Consider the following 18,168-nt stretch of genomic DNA (forward strand, 5'->3'; position numbering starts at 1 on the left):
AGGACTATACATGTTTTATATTATCCTAGCCGATAATGTGCAAAAAACATCTGCGGTTTATATGAATGAAATACATTTTTCTAACCAATGTATCGCAAAAGCTAAACTGAATTTTTAGTGTAATAGAGCGTTTTTAAATAAAATTCACAAAATATTAACCTAATTCAACCAACTTGGCACGGTACTTGCAATATATAAAAGCAAGAACAACATTTAATCTAGGAGGAATTATTTATGTCGAAACCAGAAATCTTATATTCCGTTAAAGCGCAAAGAGGACCTGAGCTCCGTTGTAAGGGCTGGAGACAGGAATCAATCCTAAGAATGCTTGAAAATAATATGGAAAATGCTGAAAAACCGGAGGAATTAGTCATTTATGGCGGTATCGGTAAAGCGGCTCGTAACTGGGAATCCTACCATGCTATCGTCAAATCATTAAAAGAACTTGAAGACGATGAAACATTGGTTGTGCAATCTGGAATGCCGGTTGCAATCTTTAAAACTCATAAATATGCTCCGACCGTTGTAATGGCAACAACAAATATTATGAAAGCCGATTGGCCAACATTCTACGATCTTCAAGACAAAAACTTAACGATGTATGCAAACTATACGGCTGCACCATGGGAATATATCGGAACGCAAGGCGTTATCCAAGGAACTTTTGAAACACTTTCTGCGATTGCACGTCTACACTATAACGATTCACTTGTTGGAAAAATCCTACTAACAGCAGGTGCAGGTGGTATGGGCGGTAACCAAACAAGGGCAATGACGATGCACGGTGGTGTGGCCATCCTTTGTGACTCTAACGTAGAAATCATTAATCGCCGGATTGAAAAGAAATTTATTGATGTTTTAGTAGATTCATTGGATGAAGCAATTGTAATGGCTAAGGAATATGCGGCTGCTGGAAAGCCACTAGGAATTGGTGTTGTCGGTAATGCTGCAGATATTTTTGAGCAGGTACTTCAATCAGGATGGTTACCAGACATTTCTACATCCATGACACCTGCGCATGACCCGATTTCGTATTTGCCATCTGGATACACAGTTGCAGAAGCAGAGGAACTACGTGATACAAACCGGGAGCTTTATTTAGAAGAAGCCCGCACAACCATGGTACGTGAGTTAGAAGCTCTTATTAAATTTTTAGACCTAGGCGTTAAGTCCTTTGAATACGGTACAAGTATCCGTAAAGAGTGTATCGATGCCGGTATGGATGAAAAAGAAGCAAAACGTCTTCCAGGCTTTGTTGCAGAATACATTCGCCCATTATTCTGTGAAGGCCGTGGACCATTCCGTTGGGTATGTTTATCCGGTGAAGCAGAAGATTTACGTAAAATCGATGAAATGATTCTTGAAGAGTTCAGCGACGATTTATTGGTAACCCGCTGGATTAAACTGGCAATGAAACATATTCCAATCGAAGCGTTACCAGCACGTATTTGTTACATGGGCTTTGGTCAACGTAAGAAATTCGCTTTAAAAGTAAATGACATGATTCGAAATGGTGAACTTGCAGGACCAGTTGCCTTCTCCCGTGACAACCTTGACTCTGGTTCGATCGTTAACCCTACATTTGAATCTGAAAACATGAAAGACGGCGGCGATTTAATCTCCGACTGGCCAGTATTGAACGGTCTATTAAACGCAGTGGGTATGTGTGATTTGATTGCCCTTCAAGCGAACTACTCTATGGGTGAAGCCGTTCATACCGGTGTAACGATGATCGCAGACGGAACTGCAGAATCTGATATGAGACTTGAAGTAGCCATGACAGTTGACTCCGGAATCGGGGTTATCCGCCACGCACAGGCAGGCTATGAAACTGCCCGTGATGTTGCCAACGGTAAAGGAAAGATTACAGATGAAAGCATTAAAGTACCATTATGGTGGTCACCAAAAGCAACATTTGGTCCGAAAGATTTAGAAAAAGAAGATGTAAAGGCTTAATAAATGAAATAAAACTAGATAGTAGAGATCGTCATCTTGCAGGTCTCTACTATTCTTTTGTTATTTTAAGAGTCTACATAGCAATTACTAACCACGAAATGACAGAAAATGTTGGGGGGGGGTTTTAAAATGTCTGATACAAAAGTGAAGATAAAAGTAGATTTATGGATTTCAAATGCTGCTGAAGTCATTACCTGTGCAGGAGAAGGCATGAGTGAAATCGGTGTCTTGGAAAATGCCTGGGTTGCCGTCAAGGATGGGAAAATTGCCGGTGTCGGAACGGAAGCGGAAATCAAAGAAAGCTTTGAACTAGAAGGATCTGATGTAATTGACGCAAAGGGGAAAGTCGTTGCTCCAGGATTTATTGATTCTCACACCCATTTAGTATTTTACGGTACAAGGGTAGAGGAATATGCAGCTAAGGTGGCAGGATACACTCCTGAGAGATTAGAAGAACTAGGAATTTCAATGGGGCCGAATCGGACCGTTGAATTAACAAGGAACAGACCTTCAGAAGAATTGTTTGAACAATCAAAAAAACGGCTGATGACGATGCTCAATTATGGAATCACAACAGTGGAAAGCAAAAGTGGCTATGGTTTGACAACTGAGAGTGAAATCAAAATTTTAGAAGTTAGTAGAAGGCTGCACGAAGAAACACCGCTTGATGTGTTAAACACTTTTTTAGGTGCTCACGGATTCCCTGAAGATTTAACAAAGGAAGAATACCTGGATGTAATCATTAATGAAATGATTCCGCGGGTAGGAGAACGTGGTCTCGCTGAATTTTGTGATGTCTGGTGTGATGACGGTTATTTTACAGCAGAGGAATCAGAGAAAATCCTAAAAGCTGGACTGAAATATGGGATGAAGCCCAAAATTCATGCGGATGCTTATTCCTATATTGGCGGTACGGATTTGGCTGCTGAGATGAAAATGGTTTCAGTCGACCATTTGAATTATACACCAGTTGCAGTGATGGAAAAGCTTGCGGAAGCAAACGTTACAGGAGTGTTAATGCCATCCCTTGATTTTGCGGTAAGCCATAAAAGACCATTTGATGCACGAAAAATGCTGGATTTAGGCATGCAGGTGGCACTGGCAACGGATCTTTGCCCGGCTAGTTATACGCAATCCATGCAATTTGTCATTAACCTTGCATGCAGACTCTATCAATTCTCCGTAGAGGAAGCCATTAAAGCCGCAACATATGGTGGGGCAAAAGCGCTTGATCTTAATGACAGGGGTACGATTCAGGAAGGAAAAATAGCCGATTTGCAAATTTGGGATGTCCCAACTTATAAACATGTTGCATATGAACTTGGAACAAACATTGTGGAAACAGTAATCAAAAACGGTAAGGTTGTCGTTTGCCGTTAGGAGGGACTTTTATGAAAACACAAGTATCGAAAGCTGCTGAACATGTAAATGCAGAACGATTGCAAGAATTATTTTTAGAACTTGCCAAAATTAACGCTCCAAGCGGAAAAGAAAGCCTTGTGGCGGAATATTTGAAAAAGGTGCTTCCAGAGCTTGGTTTTACCCTGGAATTTGATGAAGCACATAAAAACTTTAATGGTGAAGTCGGTAACCTGATTGCGTATCGTGAAGGTACAGATTCGTCGATTCCGCCTCTATTTTTCTCGACTCATATGGATACCGTTTTACCAACTGAAGGTTTGAAACCAGTCATTAAGGATGGTGTGATTTATTCTGATGGTACGACAATTTTGGGCGCAGACGACAGAGCTGCGTTAGCCGCTTATTTAGAAGCCATTCGCGCCATCATTGATAGCGGTGTGCCACATGGCGCCATTGAATTCATTCTAACTGTAAATGAACAACCGGGTCTTGTTGGGGCAACTTATATGGACTATAGCAAGGCGAAAAGTAAATTAGGCTATATTTTTGACAGCAGCGGTGATGTTGGCCAAACGATTTTAAAAGGGCCATATAGCAGCCGGATTTGGATGGAAGTTAAAGGGAATGCAGCACATATTGCCTTGAATGCTGAGGAAGGAAATAGTGCTTTCATTCTTGCAGCCGAAGGATTAACGAACATGAAGCTCGGTGCAATCGATGAAGAAACGCTAGCAAATATTGGAATTATTAAAGGAGGGGAACTGACATCGATTATCCCGGGAAGTGTAACGGTTGCCGGTGAAGTACGAAGTTTTTCTAAAGAAAAATTAGATACCCAACTTAAACATATGGAAGAAGTCATGAAGCAGGCTGCCGAGAAAAAAGGTGGAAAGGTAGATGTCCGCATCGAGAAAAAATATCTTGGCTTTGATATTCCGGAAGACCATATTTTAGTGAAAAACACCTTAGAGGCTGCGCAAAATATTAACGTTAAGCCGTATTTAACGGAAACCTTGGGCGGGGCCGATACAAATGTGTTAAATGAAAATGGGCTTACCACGATCACACTTGGATTAGGATTCCAAAATATTCACTCTTTCAGGGAATGTATCAGCATCGAAAACCTTATTAATACGGGTAAATTAACAGCAGCATTAATTGAACAATGGTATGTGAACCATAAAAATTCCTAAAGGAATGCAAAACATCCCAGATTAACATTTTTAGAGAATGGTAGTATAGTGAGGATTTTGTCGAGAAATTGATTTATAATATTGGATAAAGTCGAAATATTTTGGCGGAACATTATAGGAGATGGGACCGATGAGCAGCAAAGAATTAGTAGAGTTAAAATTAGTAGACTTAGACGGTTTTTCTTTAGACCGCTATAAAGTGGAAAGTGTTGCTAAAGGTGAAGCGAAAGTTGCAATCCCAGAAGCAAACTGGCAACGGGTAAGAGAAAGCCGAAAACGAGTCGAAAAGGCCATTAATGACGGAAAAGTAGTTTACGGTGTCAATACTGGTTTTGGAAAATTAAGTGATATCGAAATTAATCCTGAAGATAATGCAAAATTACAGTTAAATTTATTGCGAGCTGATGCTGTTGGAGTTGGTGAACCACTCCCAATTCCAGTTGTAAGAGCGATGATGACGTTAAGAGCTAACTCATTATCAAAAGGTTTCTCAGGTATTAGAGAAGAAACCCTGCAACTGCTTCTTGATATGATTAATAACGATGTACATCCGGTTGTGCCATGTAAGGGTTCCGTTGGGGCAAGCGGTGATCTCGCACCCCTATCCCATATTGCTATTTGTTTAGTGGGTGAAGGGAAAGCCGAATACAAAGGCGAAATCCTGCCAGGCGGAGAAGCCTTAAAACGTGCTGGTCTAAAACCAGTTTCTTTAGAAGCGAAGGAAGGGTTGGCTCTTATCAATGGAACACAAGCAATGTCAGCAGTTGGTACAATTGCACTAAACGAAGCAGAACGTGTTGGTTTAGCCGCAGATATGGCAGCATGCCTAACAATGGAAGCATTAAATGGTATTATTTCTGCCTTTGACAATGAGCTTTTAGCGGTGAGACCTCACCCAGAACTTGAATTTGTGGCATCACGGATGAGGAACTGGCTTGAAGGCAGTAAACGGGTAACACGCCAGGGAGAGATCCGTATTCAGGATTCTTATTCGATTCGCTGTATTCCACAGGTTCACGGTGCATCCTGGCAGGCATTTAATTATGTCAATGAACGCCTAAGTGTTGAAATGAACGCTACAACAGATAATCCGATTGTACTTGAAAGCGGTGAAATTCTTTCAGGAGGCCATTTCCATGGACAGCCAATCGCACTATCAATGGACTTTCTAAAAGTAGCTGCAGCAGAATGGGCGAATATTTCTGAGCGTAGAACAGAACGTCTTGTTAACCCGCAATTAAGCGGATTATCTCCATTCTTAGCAACAGATCCAGGATTAGAATGCGGTTTGATGGTTGCACAATATGCCGCAGCATCCCTTGTTTCTGAAAATAAAGTCCTTGCCCATCCTGCAAGCGTTGACTCGATTCCTACATCGGCCAACCAAGAGGACCATGTGAGTATGGGAACCATTGCTTCACGTCAAGCACGAGAAATCATTCATAATTCCGCTAGAGTCATCGCGATTGAAATGATTTGTGCTTCACAAGCGATTCACTTAGAAAATGCAGAAAAAGAATTAGCCCCGGCAACAAGAGCCTATTTAGAAAAAATCCGTGAAATCTGCCCGCCGCTTGAAGGCGACCGTGCCATTTCGGATCAAATGGAAGAGCTTGCACAATTTATCTTAAAAGACAATTCATTAGTTAAATAATATTCTGGAGGCCGTCCATGAAATAGAGATTAAGGATGGGCCTCCTTTCTAAAAACTCCATTGAAAAAATTCCCCATGATCAATCACAATTTACTCCGAGATTTACTTCAAGTTTTCACCGCATTTTTAAGGCTATCCAGGAATAATTAGTTTATAAAAAGTCTGAATTTTCAGTTAAATAAATTTAAAAATCTTAGGGGGTCAATTATGAAAGCATTAAAGTCTTTATCTATGGTTTTAGTTTTAATGGTTATTCTATCTGCCTGTGGGACAAGCCAGACAAGCAACAGCGGGGAGAAAGTAAAGGAATCTGAAAAGAAAACGCTAAAGGTTGTAACCAATGCCGAATATGCTCCATTTGAATTTCTCGATAAAGGACAAATCAAAGGCTTCGACCTTGATTTTATCAAAATGGTAGCGAAGGAAGCGGGATATGACATTAATGTGGTAAATACCGGCTGGGATCCACTATTCGTTGAAGTAAAAGGAAAAACTGCAGATTTTGGTATTTCCGCCATTACGATTAATGATGAACGAAAACAAACCTATGATTTCTCAACACCATACTTTTTATCTACAAATGAAATTCTCGTACCAAAAGACAGCCCAATTAAAAGTGCTGCGGATTTAAAGGGTAAAAAAGTAGCCGTTCAAAATGGAACTACCGGTCAAGAAGCGGTAGAAGCATTAATAGGAAAAAATAATCACGATCTTAAGAAATTTAAAAGTAACAATCTAGCGATTATGGAATTGAAGAGCGGCGGGGCAGATGCCGTTGTCGCAGATAATACAGTTGTCGAAGAATACGTTAAAAATAATCCGAATGAGAACTTAGTCGTAATAAAAGACGATACAGCATTTGAAAAAGAATTTTATGGGTTAATGTTTCCAAAAGGCAGCGGGCTAAAAGCTGACTTTGACAAGGCGATTACGAAAGTGCTTGAAAACGGTGAATATGCAAAGATTTATCAACAGTGGTTTAAGTCAGACCCAGATGTAAATGCATTGAAGCAATAACCAAATTTATAGGTAAGGTTGTGTAAGTGGGGTGGTCAATTGTGGCCACCCCGCTATTTATTTTTTCTAGACTAGAATGCTCTATGGCGATTGGAACGGTTTATCCGACAATTGGGGCATTCAAAACGATAAATGGGAACATGCTATCCGACAATGAGAGGACCAAATCCAACAATTAGAGCATACTAGGAAAGATTTGCATGCAAATTTTATCTGCAGCATTTGATTGGAACCGTTTACGCAATTCGAACTATTTGTCGAATAATGAAGTGTTTCGCTGTGCAAAAAACACCTGCGGTTAAGAATAGAATACAAGATTTTTTAATCAGAATGGAGAATAGATTTTTACATAGATTCCTAAGATTTCAGCCCTTTTTAAAGGAAAAACACAAAATTCCCCCAATTCAACCAACTTGGCACGGTACTTGCAGTATATAAAGACGAGTATACCAAATTACATATTAGGAGGAATTAGTAATGACAAAACCAGAAATCTTATATTCAGTCAAAGCACAAAGAGGACCAGAACTTCGTTGTAAGGGCTGGAGACAGGAATCAATCCTAAGAATGCTTGAAAACAATATGGAGAATGCTGAGAAACCTGAAGAGTTAGTAATCTACGGCGGTATCGGTAAAGCAGCTCGTAACTGGGAATCCTACCACGCGATTGTTAAATCCCTAAAAGAACTTGAAGATGATGAAACATTAGTTGTTCAATCTGGTATGCCGGTTGCCGTATTCAAAACCCATAAATATGCACCAACCGTTGTGATGGCAACGACAAATATTATGAAGGCGGACTGGCCAACATTCTATGATCTTCAAGATAAAAACTTAACAATGTATGCAAACTATACGGCTGCACCTTGGGAATATATCGGTACACAAGGCGTTATCCAAGGAACTTTTGAAACACTTTCTGCGATTGCACGTCTACACTATAACGATTCACTTGTTGGAAAAATCCTACTAACAGCAGGTGCAGGCGGTATGGGCGGTAACCAAACGAGAGCAATGACGATGCACGGCGGTGTAGCCATCCTTTGCGACTCTAACGTTGAAATTATTAACCGCCGGATTGAAAAACAATTCATTGATGTTTTAGTAGATTCATTGGATGAAGCCATAGTATTAGCAAAAGAATATGCGTCTGCTGGAAAGCCACTGGGAATTGGTGTTGTCGGAAATGCAGCTGATGTATTTGAGGCAGTATTGGAAAAAGGGTTCTTGCCGGATATAACAACATCCATGACACCAGCTCATGACCCAATTTCTTATTTACCATCTGGCTATACAGTGGAAGAGGCAGATCATCTCCGCGATACGAATCGCGAGCTTTACCTTGAAAAAGCCCGCGCGACAATGACTCGTGAATTGAAAGCATTGATTAAATTCCTAGATTTAGGGGTGAAATCCTTTGAATACGGTACAAGCATCCGAAAAGAGTGTATCGATGCCGGTATGGATGAAAAAGAAGCAAAACGTCTACCAGGCTTCGTAGCAGAATACATTCGTCCATTATTCTGTGAAGGTCGTGGACCTTTCCGCTGGATTTGTCTATCTGGTGACGCAGAAGACTTACGCAAAATCGATGAAATGATTCTTGAAGAGTTTAGCGATGACCTGCTAGTAACCCGCTGGATTAAACTGGCTATGAAGCATATTCCAATCGAGGCACTTCCGGCACGTATTTGTTATATGGGCTTCGGACAGCGTAAGAAATTTGCTTTAAAGGTAAATGATATGATTCGAAAAGGAGAACTTGCCGGACCAGTTGCCTTCTCCCGTGACAACCTTGACTCCGGTTCAATCGTGAACCCAACATTTGAATCTGAAAACATGAAGGACGGCGGCGATTTAATCTCTGACTGGCCAGTATTGAATGGTCTATTGAATGCGGTTGGAATGTGTGACTTAATTGCGCTTCAAGCAAACTATTCCATGGGTGAAGCAGTTCATACCGGCGTAACGATGATTGCAGATGGTACAGAAGAATCCGATATGAGACTGGAAGTAGCAATGACTGTTGACTCAGGGATTGGGGTTATCCGCCATGCCCAAGCAGGTTATGAAATTGCCCGTGATGTTGCCAACGGAAATGGAAAACTTACAGAAGAAAGTATTAAAGTGCCATTATGGTGGTCACCAACAGCAACATTTGGACCAAAAGATTTAGAGAAAGAAGAAGTAAAGGCTTAGTTCCTTAAAAGGATGGTAGGGGCCGGATCATGTCCCTGCCATCATTTTTGTAAATCAGCAGTTTTAAACCGTCTCCCTCATTAGTCCTTGCTTATAATCTATCAATATATGTTCTATTCATATTAGGGGGTATTCTTTTGGAAAATCAACAGCTGCAATATTCTTCTGAAATCGAATCTCAGTCATCTGGTAAACTTCAAAAAAAATTAAAACCACGTCATGTGTCAATGATTGCCTTAGGCGGAACAATCGGAACGGGTGTTTTTCTTGGAAGCGGGCCAGCCATTCAAACAGCGGGACCGGGTGGGGTTTTAGTAGCCTATGGAATTATTGGAATTATGGTGTATTTTGTCATGACTGGGCTTGGGGAACTGGCAACCTTTATGCCGACAAGCGGTTCGATTAGTACTTATGCCACACGTTTTATTGACCCAGCACTTGGATTTGCATTTGGTTGGAACTACTGGTTGTCATGGGCAATGACCCTTGCCGCTGAACTTTCGGCCTCTGTCCTGTTAATGAAATATTGGTTCCCTGATAGTCCATCACTGTTGTGGAGCGGATTATTTTTAGCCTTCCTCTTCTTTTTAAATGTCTTATCTGTTAAGGGTTTTGGTGAAGGAGAATACTGGTTTTCTTTTATTAAAGTAGCAACAATCATCATCTTTATCGTGGTTGGAAACTTAATGATTTTTGGAATCATGAATGGCCATCAACCTGCTGGATTTCAAAACTTTACTGTAGGTGATGCACCGTTTGTTGGCGGTTTTATCGGAACATTAGGAATCTTTCTTGTTGCTGGATTCTCCTTTTCAGGGACTGAATGCATAGGTGTTGCTGCAGGAGAGAGTGAGGATCCGGTCAAAAATATCCCACGAGCCATACGGAGTGTTTTTTGGCGAATTCTTCTGTTTTACATTTTAGCGCTTCTCATTATCTCGTTTCTTGTACCTTATACGAATGAAAGTCTTCAAAACTCAACTGTTATGGCCAGCCCTTTTACTATCGTGTTCAAAAGAGCGGGGCTAGCTTTGGCCGCTTCAGTGATGAATGCCGTAATTCTAACATCAGTTTTATCAGCCGGAAATGGCTGTCTTTATGTGACGAGCCGGATCATGTATGCAATGGCTCAGGAAGGACAAGCACCACGAATTTTTGCTAAAGTAAACAAACGTGGTGTCCCTGTTGCAGCTCTTGTTGCTACAACATTTGTCGGAATGTTAGCTTTTTTAGCATCCTTTGTAGGGGATGGAACCATCTATCTTTGGTTAATGAACTCCGTCGGGGTGACGACATTTATTTTCTGGCTTGGAATTGCGGCTAGTCATTACCGTTTCCGTAAAGCCTATGTGGCACAAGGGCATTCGATAAAAGATCTTCCATATCGCGCAAAATGGTATCCTTTTGGACCGATTTTTGCTTTCGTGGTTTGCTTGGTGATTCTGATTGCTCAAGACTATCAGGGGTTCACTTCAGGACATATTGATTGGATGGGGGTTATTGCAGCCTACCTGGGCATCCCTGTGTTTCTTGCGTTTTGGATTGGCTTTAAATTTATTAAGAAAACGAAAGTTATTCCTTTGGAAGAATGTAAGATTGATGTCAAAGAATTTCAGAGCTAACAAATTTAGGCCACAGTTCTTGGAACTGTGGCCTAAATTTGTTCTTTTTTAAGGATTGATTCATTATTTTCAATTGCAAAGATTTTTGTCCATCTTTTAGTTTTTTCGTATTCCAGACATTGATTCCTTGGATTTAATATAGCTGTTGTTTTTTTGTCAACAAATTTTAAGCGGACATACAAATTTAGTCAATGAACGTAATACAATGTAAAAAAATTAGGAGTGATTTACATTGTCTTGGCTAATCATCTTGGCATTTGCAGCATCATCAAGCATAGATAATTTAGGTATTGGTATTTCTTACGGTGTTCGAAAGATCCGAATTGGCATTGGGGCAAACATTTTAATGGCCATTATTTGCTATCTTATGAGCCTTGCTGGTATTACTTTTGGAATTTGGGTTTCGCGTATTCTGCCTGGCATCTTTCCAGTGGTAATTGGAGGATTATTGCTCTCAATTATTGGAATTAGAATTATTTTGTTAGCAGCTCCCCGAAAGAATGTGGCAATAAAGGAACATGATGGATATGACGGTCAATCCACTAGTATAAAAACGGTTATCAAAAATCCAGAATTAGCCGATGTGGACCAATCGGGAGAAATTGGCTGGGGGAAGCCATGCTTCTTGGTGTTGCTTTATCATCTAACGCACTTACGAATGGCTTAGGTGCAGGCTTACTTGGATTTTCGCCCCATGCTATTTCTCTAACAGCTGCAATTGGCAGTCTAATTAGTGTTTGGGCAGGTGTTAAGTTAGGTTTTAAATTATCCGCAGTTCGGATTGGCCCCTATACATTGGGGCAATTTGGTACCATTATTAGCGGAATCATTATTCTCATTATTGCGATAACCGCTTTCTTTTAAAATAACTGAATTGACAAATATTAATGACAATATTGACGAATTGTCAACGTGTAGATATATTAGTGAATAGATTTAAGGCCATTTGGAACTGGGGAATACTGTGAAGGGGTATATGAATATGGGGGAGTAGGAAATGTCAGAAGATCAAAAAAATAGCAATATTGGGTTGGTGTTAAAAGATTTATTAAAACAACAGTCCTTATCCATGAGGAAATTGAGCGAGCTTACGGAAATCGACACTGCCACCATTTCACGTATTATTAATGGTAAACGAAAAGCTACACCTGAACATTTAAATAAATTTGCAGTCTCTCTTGGAGTTCCGTTTGCAGCTTTATTTCGTGCTGCAGGGTACCCAATTGATCAAAAGACAGAAAAAAGCTATTCAGATGATCTTAATGCAACGGTGGATAATATTGAAAAAATCCTAGAATCTTCTAATTTGTATAATAAAAAATTTACAATTGAAAGTGTAGAAAAACAATTAGTGAAATACGAGCAGTTCGCGCAAACGGAAGAAGGGGAAGAAACCATCCTAAATAACTTTGAGAAGAAGCTCCAAAAATTAGGGGGAATAGGTCCATTTATTAGTCATTTAAAAGTAATGTTTGAACAATTTTGTACGAAGAAGGCTTCTTCACATCATTTGGCCGTTATAGGAAGTGCCCTTTTATATTTCATCATGCCAGTTGACGTTATTCCGGATTACATCTTTCCGATTGGTTATTTAGATGATGCCGTCGCCGTACAGCTTGTATCGAATTTACTATCAATGAAAAAATGAAAACAGATCCAAATTATTAAAAGTTTAAATTGAACAATTTTCTTAATGGCATATTTTATTTTAAGTTTAGTATAGGAAGGCGAATAATTTTGGGAGATAAAGAAATTAACCTAGTAGAGCATTTGGATGAATTACGTAAAAGACTAATAATCACAGTTGTGGCCTTTCTGATTTTTCTAGTGATTGGACTCGTTTATTCCAAAGAGATTTATGTTTTTTTTATGGGGAATTTAGGTTATAAACTTATGGTTTTAGGGCCAAGTGACATCATTATGATTTATTTTCATCTTGCATCGGTTGTTGCCATTGCAGGATCGATTCCTGTTGCAGCATGGCAGATTTGGATATTTGTTATACCGGCATTAAAACCTTTAGAAAGAAAGGTTGCTTTAGCCTATATTCCATCCTTATTTTTACTATTTATCGGAGGTTTGGCTTTTGGATACTTTTTCATTTTCCCAAACGTCATGAGGTTTCTCATCGGTTTGGGTAATGGTTTAATGACTACCTCTTTTACAGCAGAAAAATACTTTAGCTTTTTAATCAATATGACTTTACCGTTCGGTGTTGCCTTTGAATTGCCTCTTGTCCTGATGTTTTTAACAACGATGGGAATTGTCAATCCTTTTCGAATAGCTAAAATGAGGAAATATGCATATTTAATCTTGGTCATTATTGCTTCTATGATTTCTCCGCCAGAGCTTCATCTCTCATCTTTCAGTAGCAATACCGCTTATTATTATTTATGAAGTAAGCATTATGTTATCAATCATGGTTTATAAACGAAAGCAAAAAAGTTACAGTGGTATTCACTTTTGAAAAATAATAATCTTGAAGATTCACATGGTATGGTTACTCCATGTGAATTTTTTTTCTGCACAAATTATAGTGTTTTTTAAATTTTCGCATTTTTTGATAATATAGAGGTAGGTTTTTATATAGAAGGGAGTATCTGTCATGGTTTTATATCTAGAAAATGTTTCATTAAAACGAGATGGTTCTTGGATTTTACAAAATATATATTGGCAAATTGAAAAGGGGGATCACTGGATATTATTTGGTTTAAATGGTGCTGGGAAAACAGCCATTCTTCAACTGATAAATGCTTTTTACTTCCCGACTAGCGGAAAAGTCACAGTGCTCGGTCTTGAATTTGGAAAGACGTATTTAGGAGAAAAGCTCCGGAAACAAATTGGTTTTGTTTCGTCGTCATTACAGGAAAAATTTCACCCTGGCGATAATGCATTTGAGGTTGTTTTAAGTGGGGCTTTTGCTTCCATAGGTTTGTATGAAATTCCTACAGATGAGATTCGTGAAAAAGCGACTAATTTACTTGAAAATCTTGGCTGCATTGAGTATGCGAATCGAAACTATGAAACCTTGTCCCAAGGGGAAAAACAACGGGTCCTGATTGCCAGGGCATTAATGGCCGAACCTTCACTGCTAATATTGGATGAGCCAACGAACGGACTAGATTTTATCGCGCGTGAACAATTGTTGGAATCGATTGAATTGATTTCGAAAAATCCAGATGCACCGACAATGATTTATGTCACCCACCATGTGGAAGAAATATTACCTGTTTTCAATAAAACCTTGTTACTTAAACAGGGAGAGGTTTTTGCGGCAGGAGGAACATGTGAAATGATCTCCGGAGAACAGCTTACCGAATTTTTTGGATTGCCAGTTAAGGTTTTTTGGGAAAACAACCGGCCATTATTATCAAAATTGCAGGCGGCAGAAATAGATTAGGAGATTTCAACATGGGCACTATCGGGGTGACAGTGCCCGTGTGGTCGAAAAAGAAGAGTTTGCGGTCATCGAAAAAGGTTCTAAATGCCTGCAATTGAAAGAAAAGAGTACTAACGGTAACCAAGAGAGGCTCTAGATGCCCACAAACAATAAAAAAGAGTTCACACGGTAACCAAGAGAGGCTCTAGATGCCTGCAAACAATAAAAAAGAGTTCTCACGGTAACCAAGAGAGGCTCTAGATGCCTTCAAACAATAAAAAAGAGTTCTCACGGTAACCAAGAGAGGCTCTAGATGCCTTCAAACAATAAAAAAGAGTTCTCACGGTAACCAAGAGAGGCTCTAGATGCCTGCAAACAATAAAAAAGAGTTCCCGCGGTAGCCAAGAGAGGCTCTAGATGCCCGAAAACAATAAAAAAGAGTTCCCGCGGTAACCCAGCACTATCTAGGGTCGCCGCTTTTGCAGCCTTATACAACTCATCACTGGCTGTCGTTTATAAACGCTAAGCCCGAACTACTGCAAATGAATCAATCAATAGATCCGATTAAAACACTAAAAACAGCAATTGATATGATATTAAAATAATATTAATATTGAATGCACTTTCACATTTCCATTCTAAAACCGTAACTAATCCCCGTACTTGTAGGATTTTCTCAATAGGAAATTTTTTCTTCAAGTTTCATACTTTGTTCAATATTTCACAATATTTTCTTCAGAATACATGCTAAGATAAAATCACAAAAGGTAATAAGGAGTGATCAACATGATGCTGTGTGAATGGGAGACTTTTTCAACTGATTCTGAGACCTATACATTAGATACGTTTGAAGCAGTAGTTGAGGACGAATTTGAGGCGATGATGTTAAAAAAAAATGAGCAGATTCCTTCCTATATTTGGACCGTCAATTATGTAATCATCGTAAAAAGAAGCTCAAAGGTCACAACAGACATTTATTTTGAAAAAATACCGCGTAATCCTGATTGTGAGTGAAAAAATTTTGGATTAACATGTGAAATAATTCACAATCATGACCTATTGGAGGGAATAAATATGGTAATCGATGAAAAAGTCAAGCAAACCCAAACAGTCGCAGAAACAATTGATAAATTAGTCGAGAATGGTTTAAATGCATTGGCAGAATTCCGCAGCTTTAATCAAGATACAATTGATGAAATCGTCAAACAAATGGCGTTGGCGGGACTTGACCAGCATATGCCACTTGCAAAACTTGCCGTTGAGGAAACAAAACGAGGCGTGTATGAAGACAAAATTATCAAGAATATGTTTGCGACCGAATATGTCTATCATAATATTAAATACGATAAAACGGTCGGAATAATTAATGAAAACGATCATGAAGGCATCATTGAAATTGCCGAGCCTGTGGGGGTAGTTGCAGGAGTTACACCGGTTACCAATCCAACATCTACCACAATGTTTAAGGCATTAATTTCAATTAAAACAAGAAACCCGATTATTTTTGCCTTCCATCCATCTGCACAAAAATGCAGCAGTGAGGCAGCAAGAATACTAAGAGATGCCGCAATTAAAGCCGGTGCTCCGGAATATTGTATTCAATGGATTGAAACACCATCCCTTGAAGCTACCCAAACCTTGATGAATCACCAGAATATTTCGCTCATCCTTGCTACAGGTGGAGCCGGCATGGTCAAATCTGCTTATAGTTCTGGTAAACCGGCATTAGGAGTTGGGCCGGGGAATGTTCCATGCTATATAGAAAAATCAGCCAATCTAAACCAAGCAGTAAATGATTTGATTTTATCGAAAACCTTTGATAACGGTATGATTTGTGCATCTGAGCAGGCCGTTATTATAGATAAAGAGATTTATAATAACGTGAAAAGAGAAATGATTGCCAACAATTGCTACTTCCTTAATGAAGATGAAAAAGAGAAGGTGGAAAAACTAGTCATAAATGAACATTCCTGCGCCGTAAACGCGGATATCGTTGGAATGCCTGCATTTAAAATAGCTGAAATGGCCGGGGTAACGGTTCCCGAAGGCACCAAAATTCTGATTGCCGAATTAACAGGTGTAGGGCCGGCATATCCCCTTTCAAGAGAAAAATTAAGCCCGGTTTTAGCCTGCTACAAGGTGAACGGTCTCGAAGAGGGGCTTAAAAGAGCAGAAGAAATGCTCGAATTTGGCGGTTTAGGCCACTCTGCTGTGATTCACACCAATGACCAAACAGCTATTAGAGAATTTGGCATGCGAATGAAAGCCGGCCGGATTATTGTTAATGCACCTTCTTCACAAGGGGCAATTGGTGATATTTATAATGCCTATATGCCTTCACTAACATTGGGATGTGGTACGTATGGAGGAAACTCTGTTTCTACCAATGTTGGTGCCATCCATATGATTAACATTAAAAAGGTTGCGAAAAGGAACGTGAATATGCAGTGGTTTAAGGTTCCATCCAAAATTTATTTTGAAAAAAATTCAACTCAATACTTAGCAAAAATGCCAAAAATCTCGAAGGCGTTTATTGTCACAGACGCTGGTATGGTGAATCTTGGCTATGTGGACCGCGTACTCTATTATTTAAGAAAACGTCCTGATTATGTACACTGTGAAATCTTTTCAGAAGTGGAGCCGGACCCTTCCATCGAAACCGTGCTGAAGGGGGCGGAAATGATGGCAAAATTCCAGCCAGATGTCATCATTGCCCTTGGAGGTGGTTCTGCCATGGATGCTGCGAAAGGAATGTGGCTCTTCTATGAGTATCCGGATTCTGAATTTTTTGGCCTAAAACAAAAATTCTTAGATATCCGTAAGCGGATTGTAAAATATCCGAAGTTAGGGGAAAGAGCCCAATTCGTGGCGATTCCAACCACATCTGGAACTGGCTCTGAAGTGACCTCTTTCTCAGTTATTACCGATAAAGAGGCAAATATTAAATACCCGCTGGCCGATTATGAATTGACACCTGATGTCGCCATCATTGACCCACAATTCGTGATGACGGTACCAAAATATATTACGGCTGACACTGGACTCGATGTATTAACCCATGCAATTGAAGCGTATGTTTCCTGTATGGCAAATGATTTTACTGATGGCTTAGCCATGAAAGCCATTCAATTAGTATTCGAATATTTACCAAGGGCCTATAAAAATGGAAATGATGAAGAAGCACGTGAAAAGATTCATAATGCATCCACAATTGCCGGTATGGCATTTGCCAATGCCTTCCTTGGAATCAACCATAGTCTTGCACATAAGTTGGGAGCTGAATTTCATATTGCCCATGGCCGTGCCAATGCGGTTCTCTTGCCACATGTCATTCGTTATAATGCAACAAAGCCGACGAAGTTTACGGCATTCCCTAAATACAATCATTTCATAGCGGACAAACGATACGCAGAAATCGCCAGAACCCTTGGACTTCCTACTCGGACAACAGAAGAGGGTGTTGAAAGCCTCGTGCTGGCCATTATTAAACTAGCTAAAGAGCTTGATGTTCCAATGAGCTTAGAAGTCAATCATCTTGATCAAGTTGAATTTGAGAGCAAGGTGGAATTTTTAGCAGAGCGTGCCTTTGAAGACCAATGTACGACCGCAAATCCGAAGCTTCCGCTAGTTACGGAATTGGCTGAGATTTATCGTTTGGCATATAAGGGAGTTTAATCTCCGCTAATCAGAAGAGAGTCTTCCTTGCAAAGGAGAGGTTCTCTTCTTTGCTTTTTGAAGGTTTCTCCTTTCATTTTTCATAAAATTCTGTTACAATCACTCGAAATA

The 18,168-nt window shown here is 39.7% G+C and carries 11 protein-coding genes and 2 pseudogenes; all 13 read left to right on the top strand.

Annotated features, from left to right (window positions below; genetic code table 11):
* The first annotated feature begins 234 nt into the window (after positions 1-234).
* A complete protein-coding gene (locus tag RCG21_RS11800) occupies positions 235-1,956 on the top strand; it encodes an N-tau-methylurocanate hydratase (RefSeq protein ID WP_308913183.1) in 1,722 nt (573 codons plus the stop codon).
* Between the two features lie 129 nt (positions 1,957-2,085).
* The gene (hutI, locus tag RCG21_RS11805) at positions 2,086-3,336 is read left to right on the top strand and encodes an imidazolonepropionase (protein WP_165976138.1); all 1,251 of its coding nucleotides are present in this window, start codon (positions 2,086-2,088) and stop codon (positions 3,334-3,336) included.
* Positions 3,337-3,347: 11 nt separating this feature from the next.
* Positions 3,348-4,511 (top strand): M20/M25/M40 family metallo-hydrolase, encoded by a 1,164-nt coding sequence (locus RCG21_RS11810; RefSeq protein WP_133332388.1) that lies wholly within the window; start codon positions 3,348-3,350, stop codon positions 4,509-4,511.
* Positions 4,512-4,641: 130 nt separating this feature from the next.
* On the top strand, positions 4,642-6,165 hold the full coding sequence (gene hutH, locus RCG21_RS11815) for a histidine ammonia-lyase (RefSeq protein ID WP_133332387.1): 1,524 nt from the start codon (positions 4,642-4,644) through the stop codon (positions 6,163-6,165).
* Between the two features lie 207 nt (positions 6,166-6,372).
* The gene (locus RCG21_RS11820; protein WP_133332386.1) at positions 6,373-7,182 is read left to right on the top strand and encodes a basic amino acid ABC transporter substrate-binding protein; all 810 of its coding nucleotides are present in this window, start codon (positions 6,373-6,375) and stop codon (positions 7,180-7,182) included.
* Positions 7,183-7,659: 477 nt separating this feature from the next.
* Complete coding sequence (locus RCG21_RS11825) at positions 7,660-9,381, top strand: N-tau-methylurocanate hydratase (RefSeq protein ID WP_133332385.1); 1,722 nt, start codon at positions 7,660-7,662, stop codon at positions 9,379-9,381.
* A 170-nt stretch (positions 9,382-9,551) separates the two neighbouring features.
* Positions 9,552-11,003: an amino acid permease gene (locus RCG21_RS11830; RefSeq protein WP_372512756.1), complete on the top strand. Its 1,452-nt coding sequence runs from the start codon at positions 9,552-9,554 to the stop codon at positions 11,001-11,003.
* A 232-nt stretch (positions 11,004-11,235) separates the two neighbouring features.
* A pseudogene (gene ytaF / locus RCG21_RS11835) lies at positions 11,236-11,867 on the top strand (sporulation membrane protein YtaF).
* A gap of 133 nt (positions 11,868-12,000) precedes the next feature.
* Positions 12,001-12,651 (top strand): DUF1232 domain-containing protein, encoded by a 651-nt coding sequence (locus tag RCG21_RS11840; protein ID WP_133332383.1) that lies wholly within the window; start codon positions 12,001-12,003, stop codon positions 12,649-12,651.
* An 89-nt stretch (positions 12,652-12,740) separates the two neighbouring features.
* Positions 12,741-13,470 (top strand): annotated as a pseudogene (gene tatC, locus RCG21_RS11845) (twin-arginine translocase subunit TatC).
* Positions 13,471-13,608: 138 nt separating this feature from the next.
* Positions 13,609-14,403, top strand: a complete 795-nt coding sequence (locus RCG21_RS11850; protein WP_308913184.1) for an ABC transporter ATP-binding protein — start codon at positions 13,609-13,611, stop codon at positions 14,401-14,403.
* A 765-nt stretch (positions 14,404-15,168) separates the two neighbouring features.
* A complete protein-coding gene (locus RCG21_RS11855) occupies positions 15,169-15,396 on the top strand; it encodes a hypothetical protein (RefSeq protein ID WP_133332380.1) in 228 nt (75 codons plus the stop codon).
* A gap of 60 nt (positions 15,397-15,456) precedes the next feature.
* Positions 15,457-18,057: a bifunctional acetaldehyde-CoA/alcohol dehydrogenase gene (gene adhE / locus RCG21_RS11860; protein ID WP_133332379.1), complete on the top strand. Its 2,601-nt coding sequence runs from the start codon at positions 15,457-15,459 to the stop codon at positions 18,055-18,057.
* The last annotated feature ends 111 nt before the right edge of the window (positions 18,058-18,168 follow it).

Source organism: Bacillus salipaludis (assembly GCF_030938565.1).
Lineage (GTDB): Bacteria > Bacillota > Bacilli > Bacillales > Cytobacillaceae > Neobacillus > Neobacillus salipaludis_A.

Coding starts and splice junctions, on each gene's coding strand:
- RCG21_RS11855 (WP_133332380.1), top strand. CDS start 15,169: ATGATGCTGTGTGAATGGGAGACTTTTTCAACTGATTCTGAGACCTAT.
- hutI (WP_165976138.1), top strand. CDS start 2,086: ATGTCTGATACAAAAGTGAAGATAAAAGTAGATTTATGGATTTCAAAT.
- RCG21_RS11800 (WP_308913183.1), top strand. CDS start 235: ATGTCGAAACCAGAAATCTTATATTCCGTTAAAGCGCAAAGAGGACCT.
- RCG21_RS11840 (WP_133332383.1), top strand. CDS start 12,001: ATGTCAGAAGATCAAAAAAATAGCAATATTGGGTTGGTGTTAAAAGAT.
- hutH (WP_133332387.1), top strand. CDS start 4,642: ATGAGCAGCAAAGAATTAGTAGAGTTAAAATTAGTAGACTTAGACGGT.
- RCG21_RS11850 (WP_308913184.1), top strand. CDS start 13,609: ATGGTTTTATATCTAGAAAATGTTTCATTAAAACGAGATGGTTCTTGG.
- RCG21_RS11825 (WP_133332385.1), top strand. CDS start 7,660: ATGACAAAACCAGAAATCTTATATTCAGTCAAAGCACAAAGAGGACCA.
- RCG21_RS11820 (WP_133332386.1), top strand. CDS start 6,373: ATGAAAGCATTAAAGTCTTTATCTATGGTTTTAGTTTTAATGGTTATT.
- RCG21_RS11810 (WP_133332388.1), top strand. CDS start 3,348: ATGAAAACACAAGTATCGAAAGCTGCTGAACATGTAAATGCAGAACGA.
- adhE (WP_133332379.1), top strand. CDS start 15,457: ATGGTAATCGATGAAAAAGTCAAGCAAACCCAAACAGTCGCAGAAACA.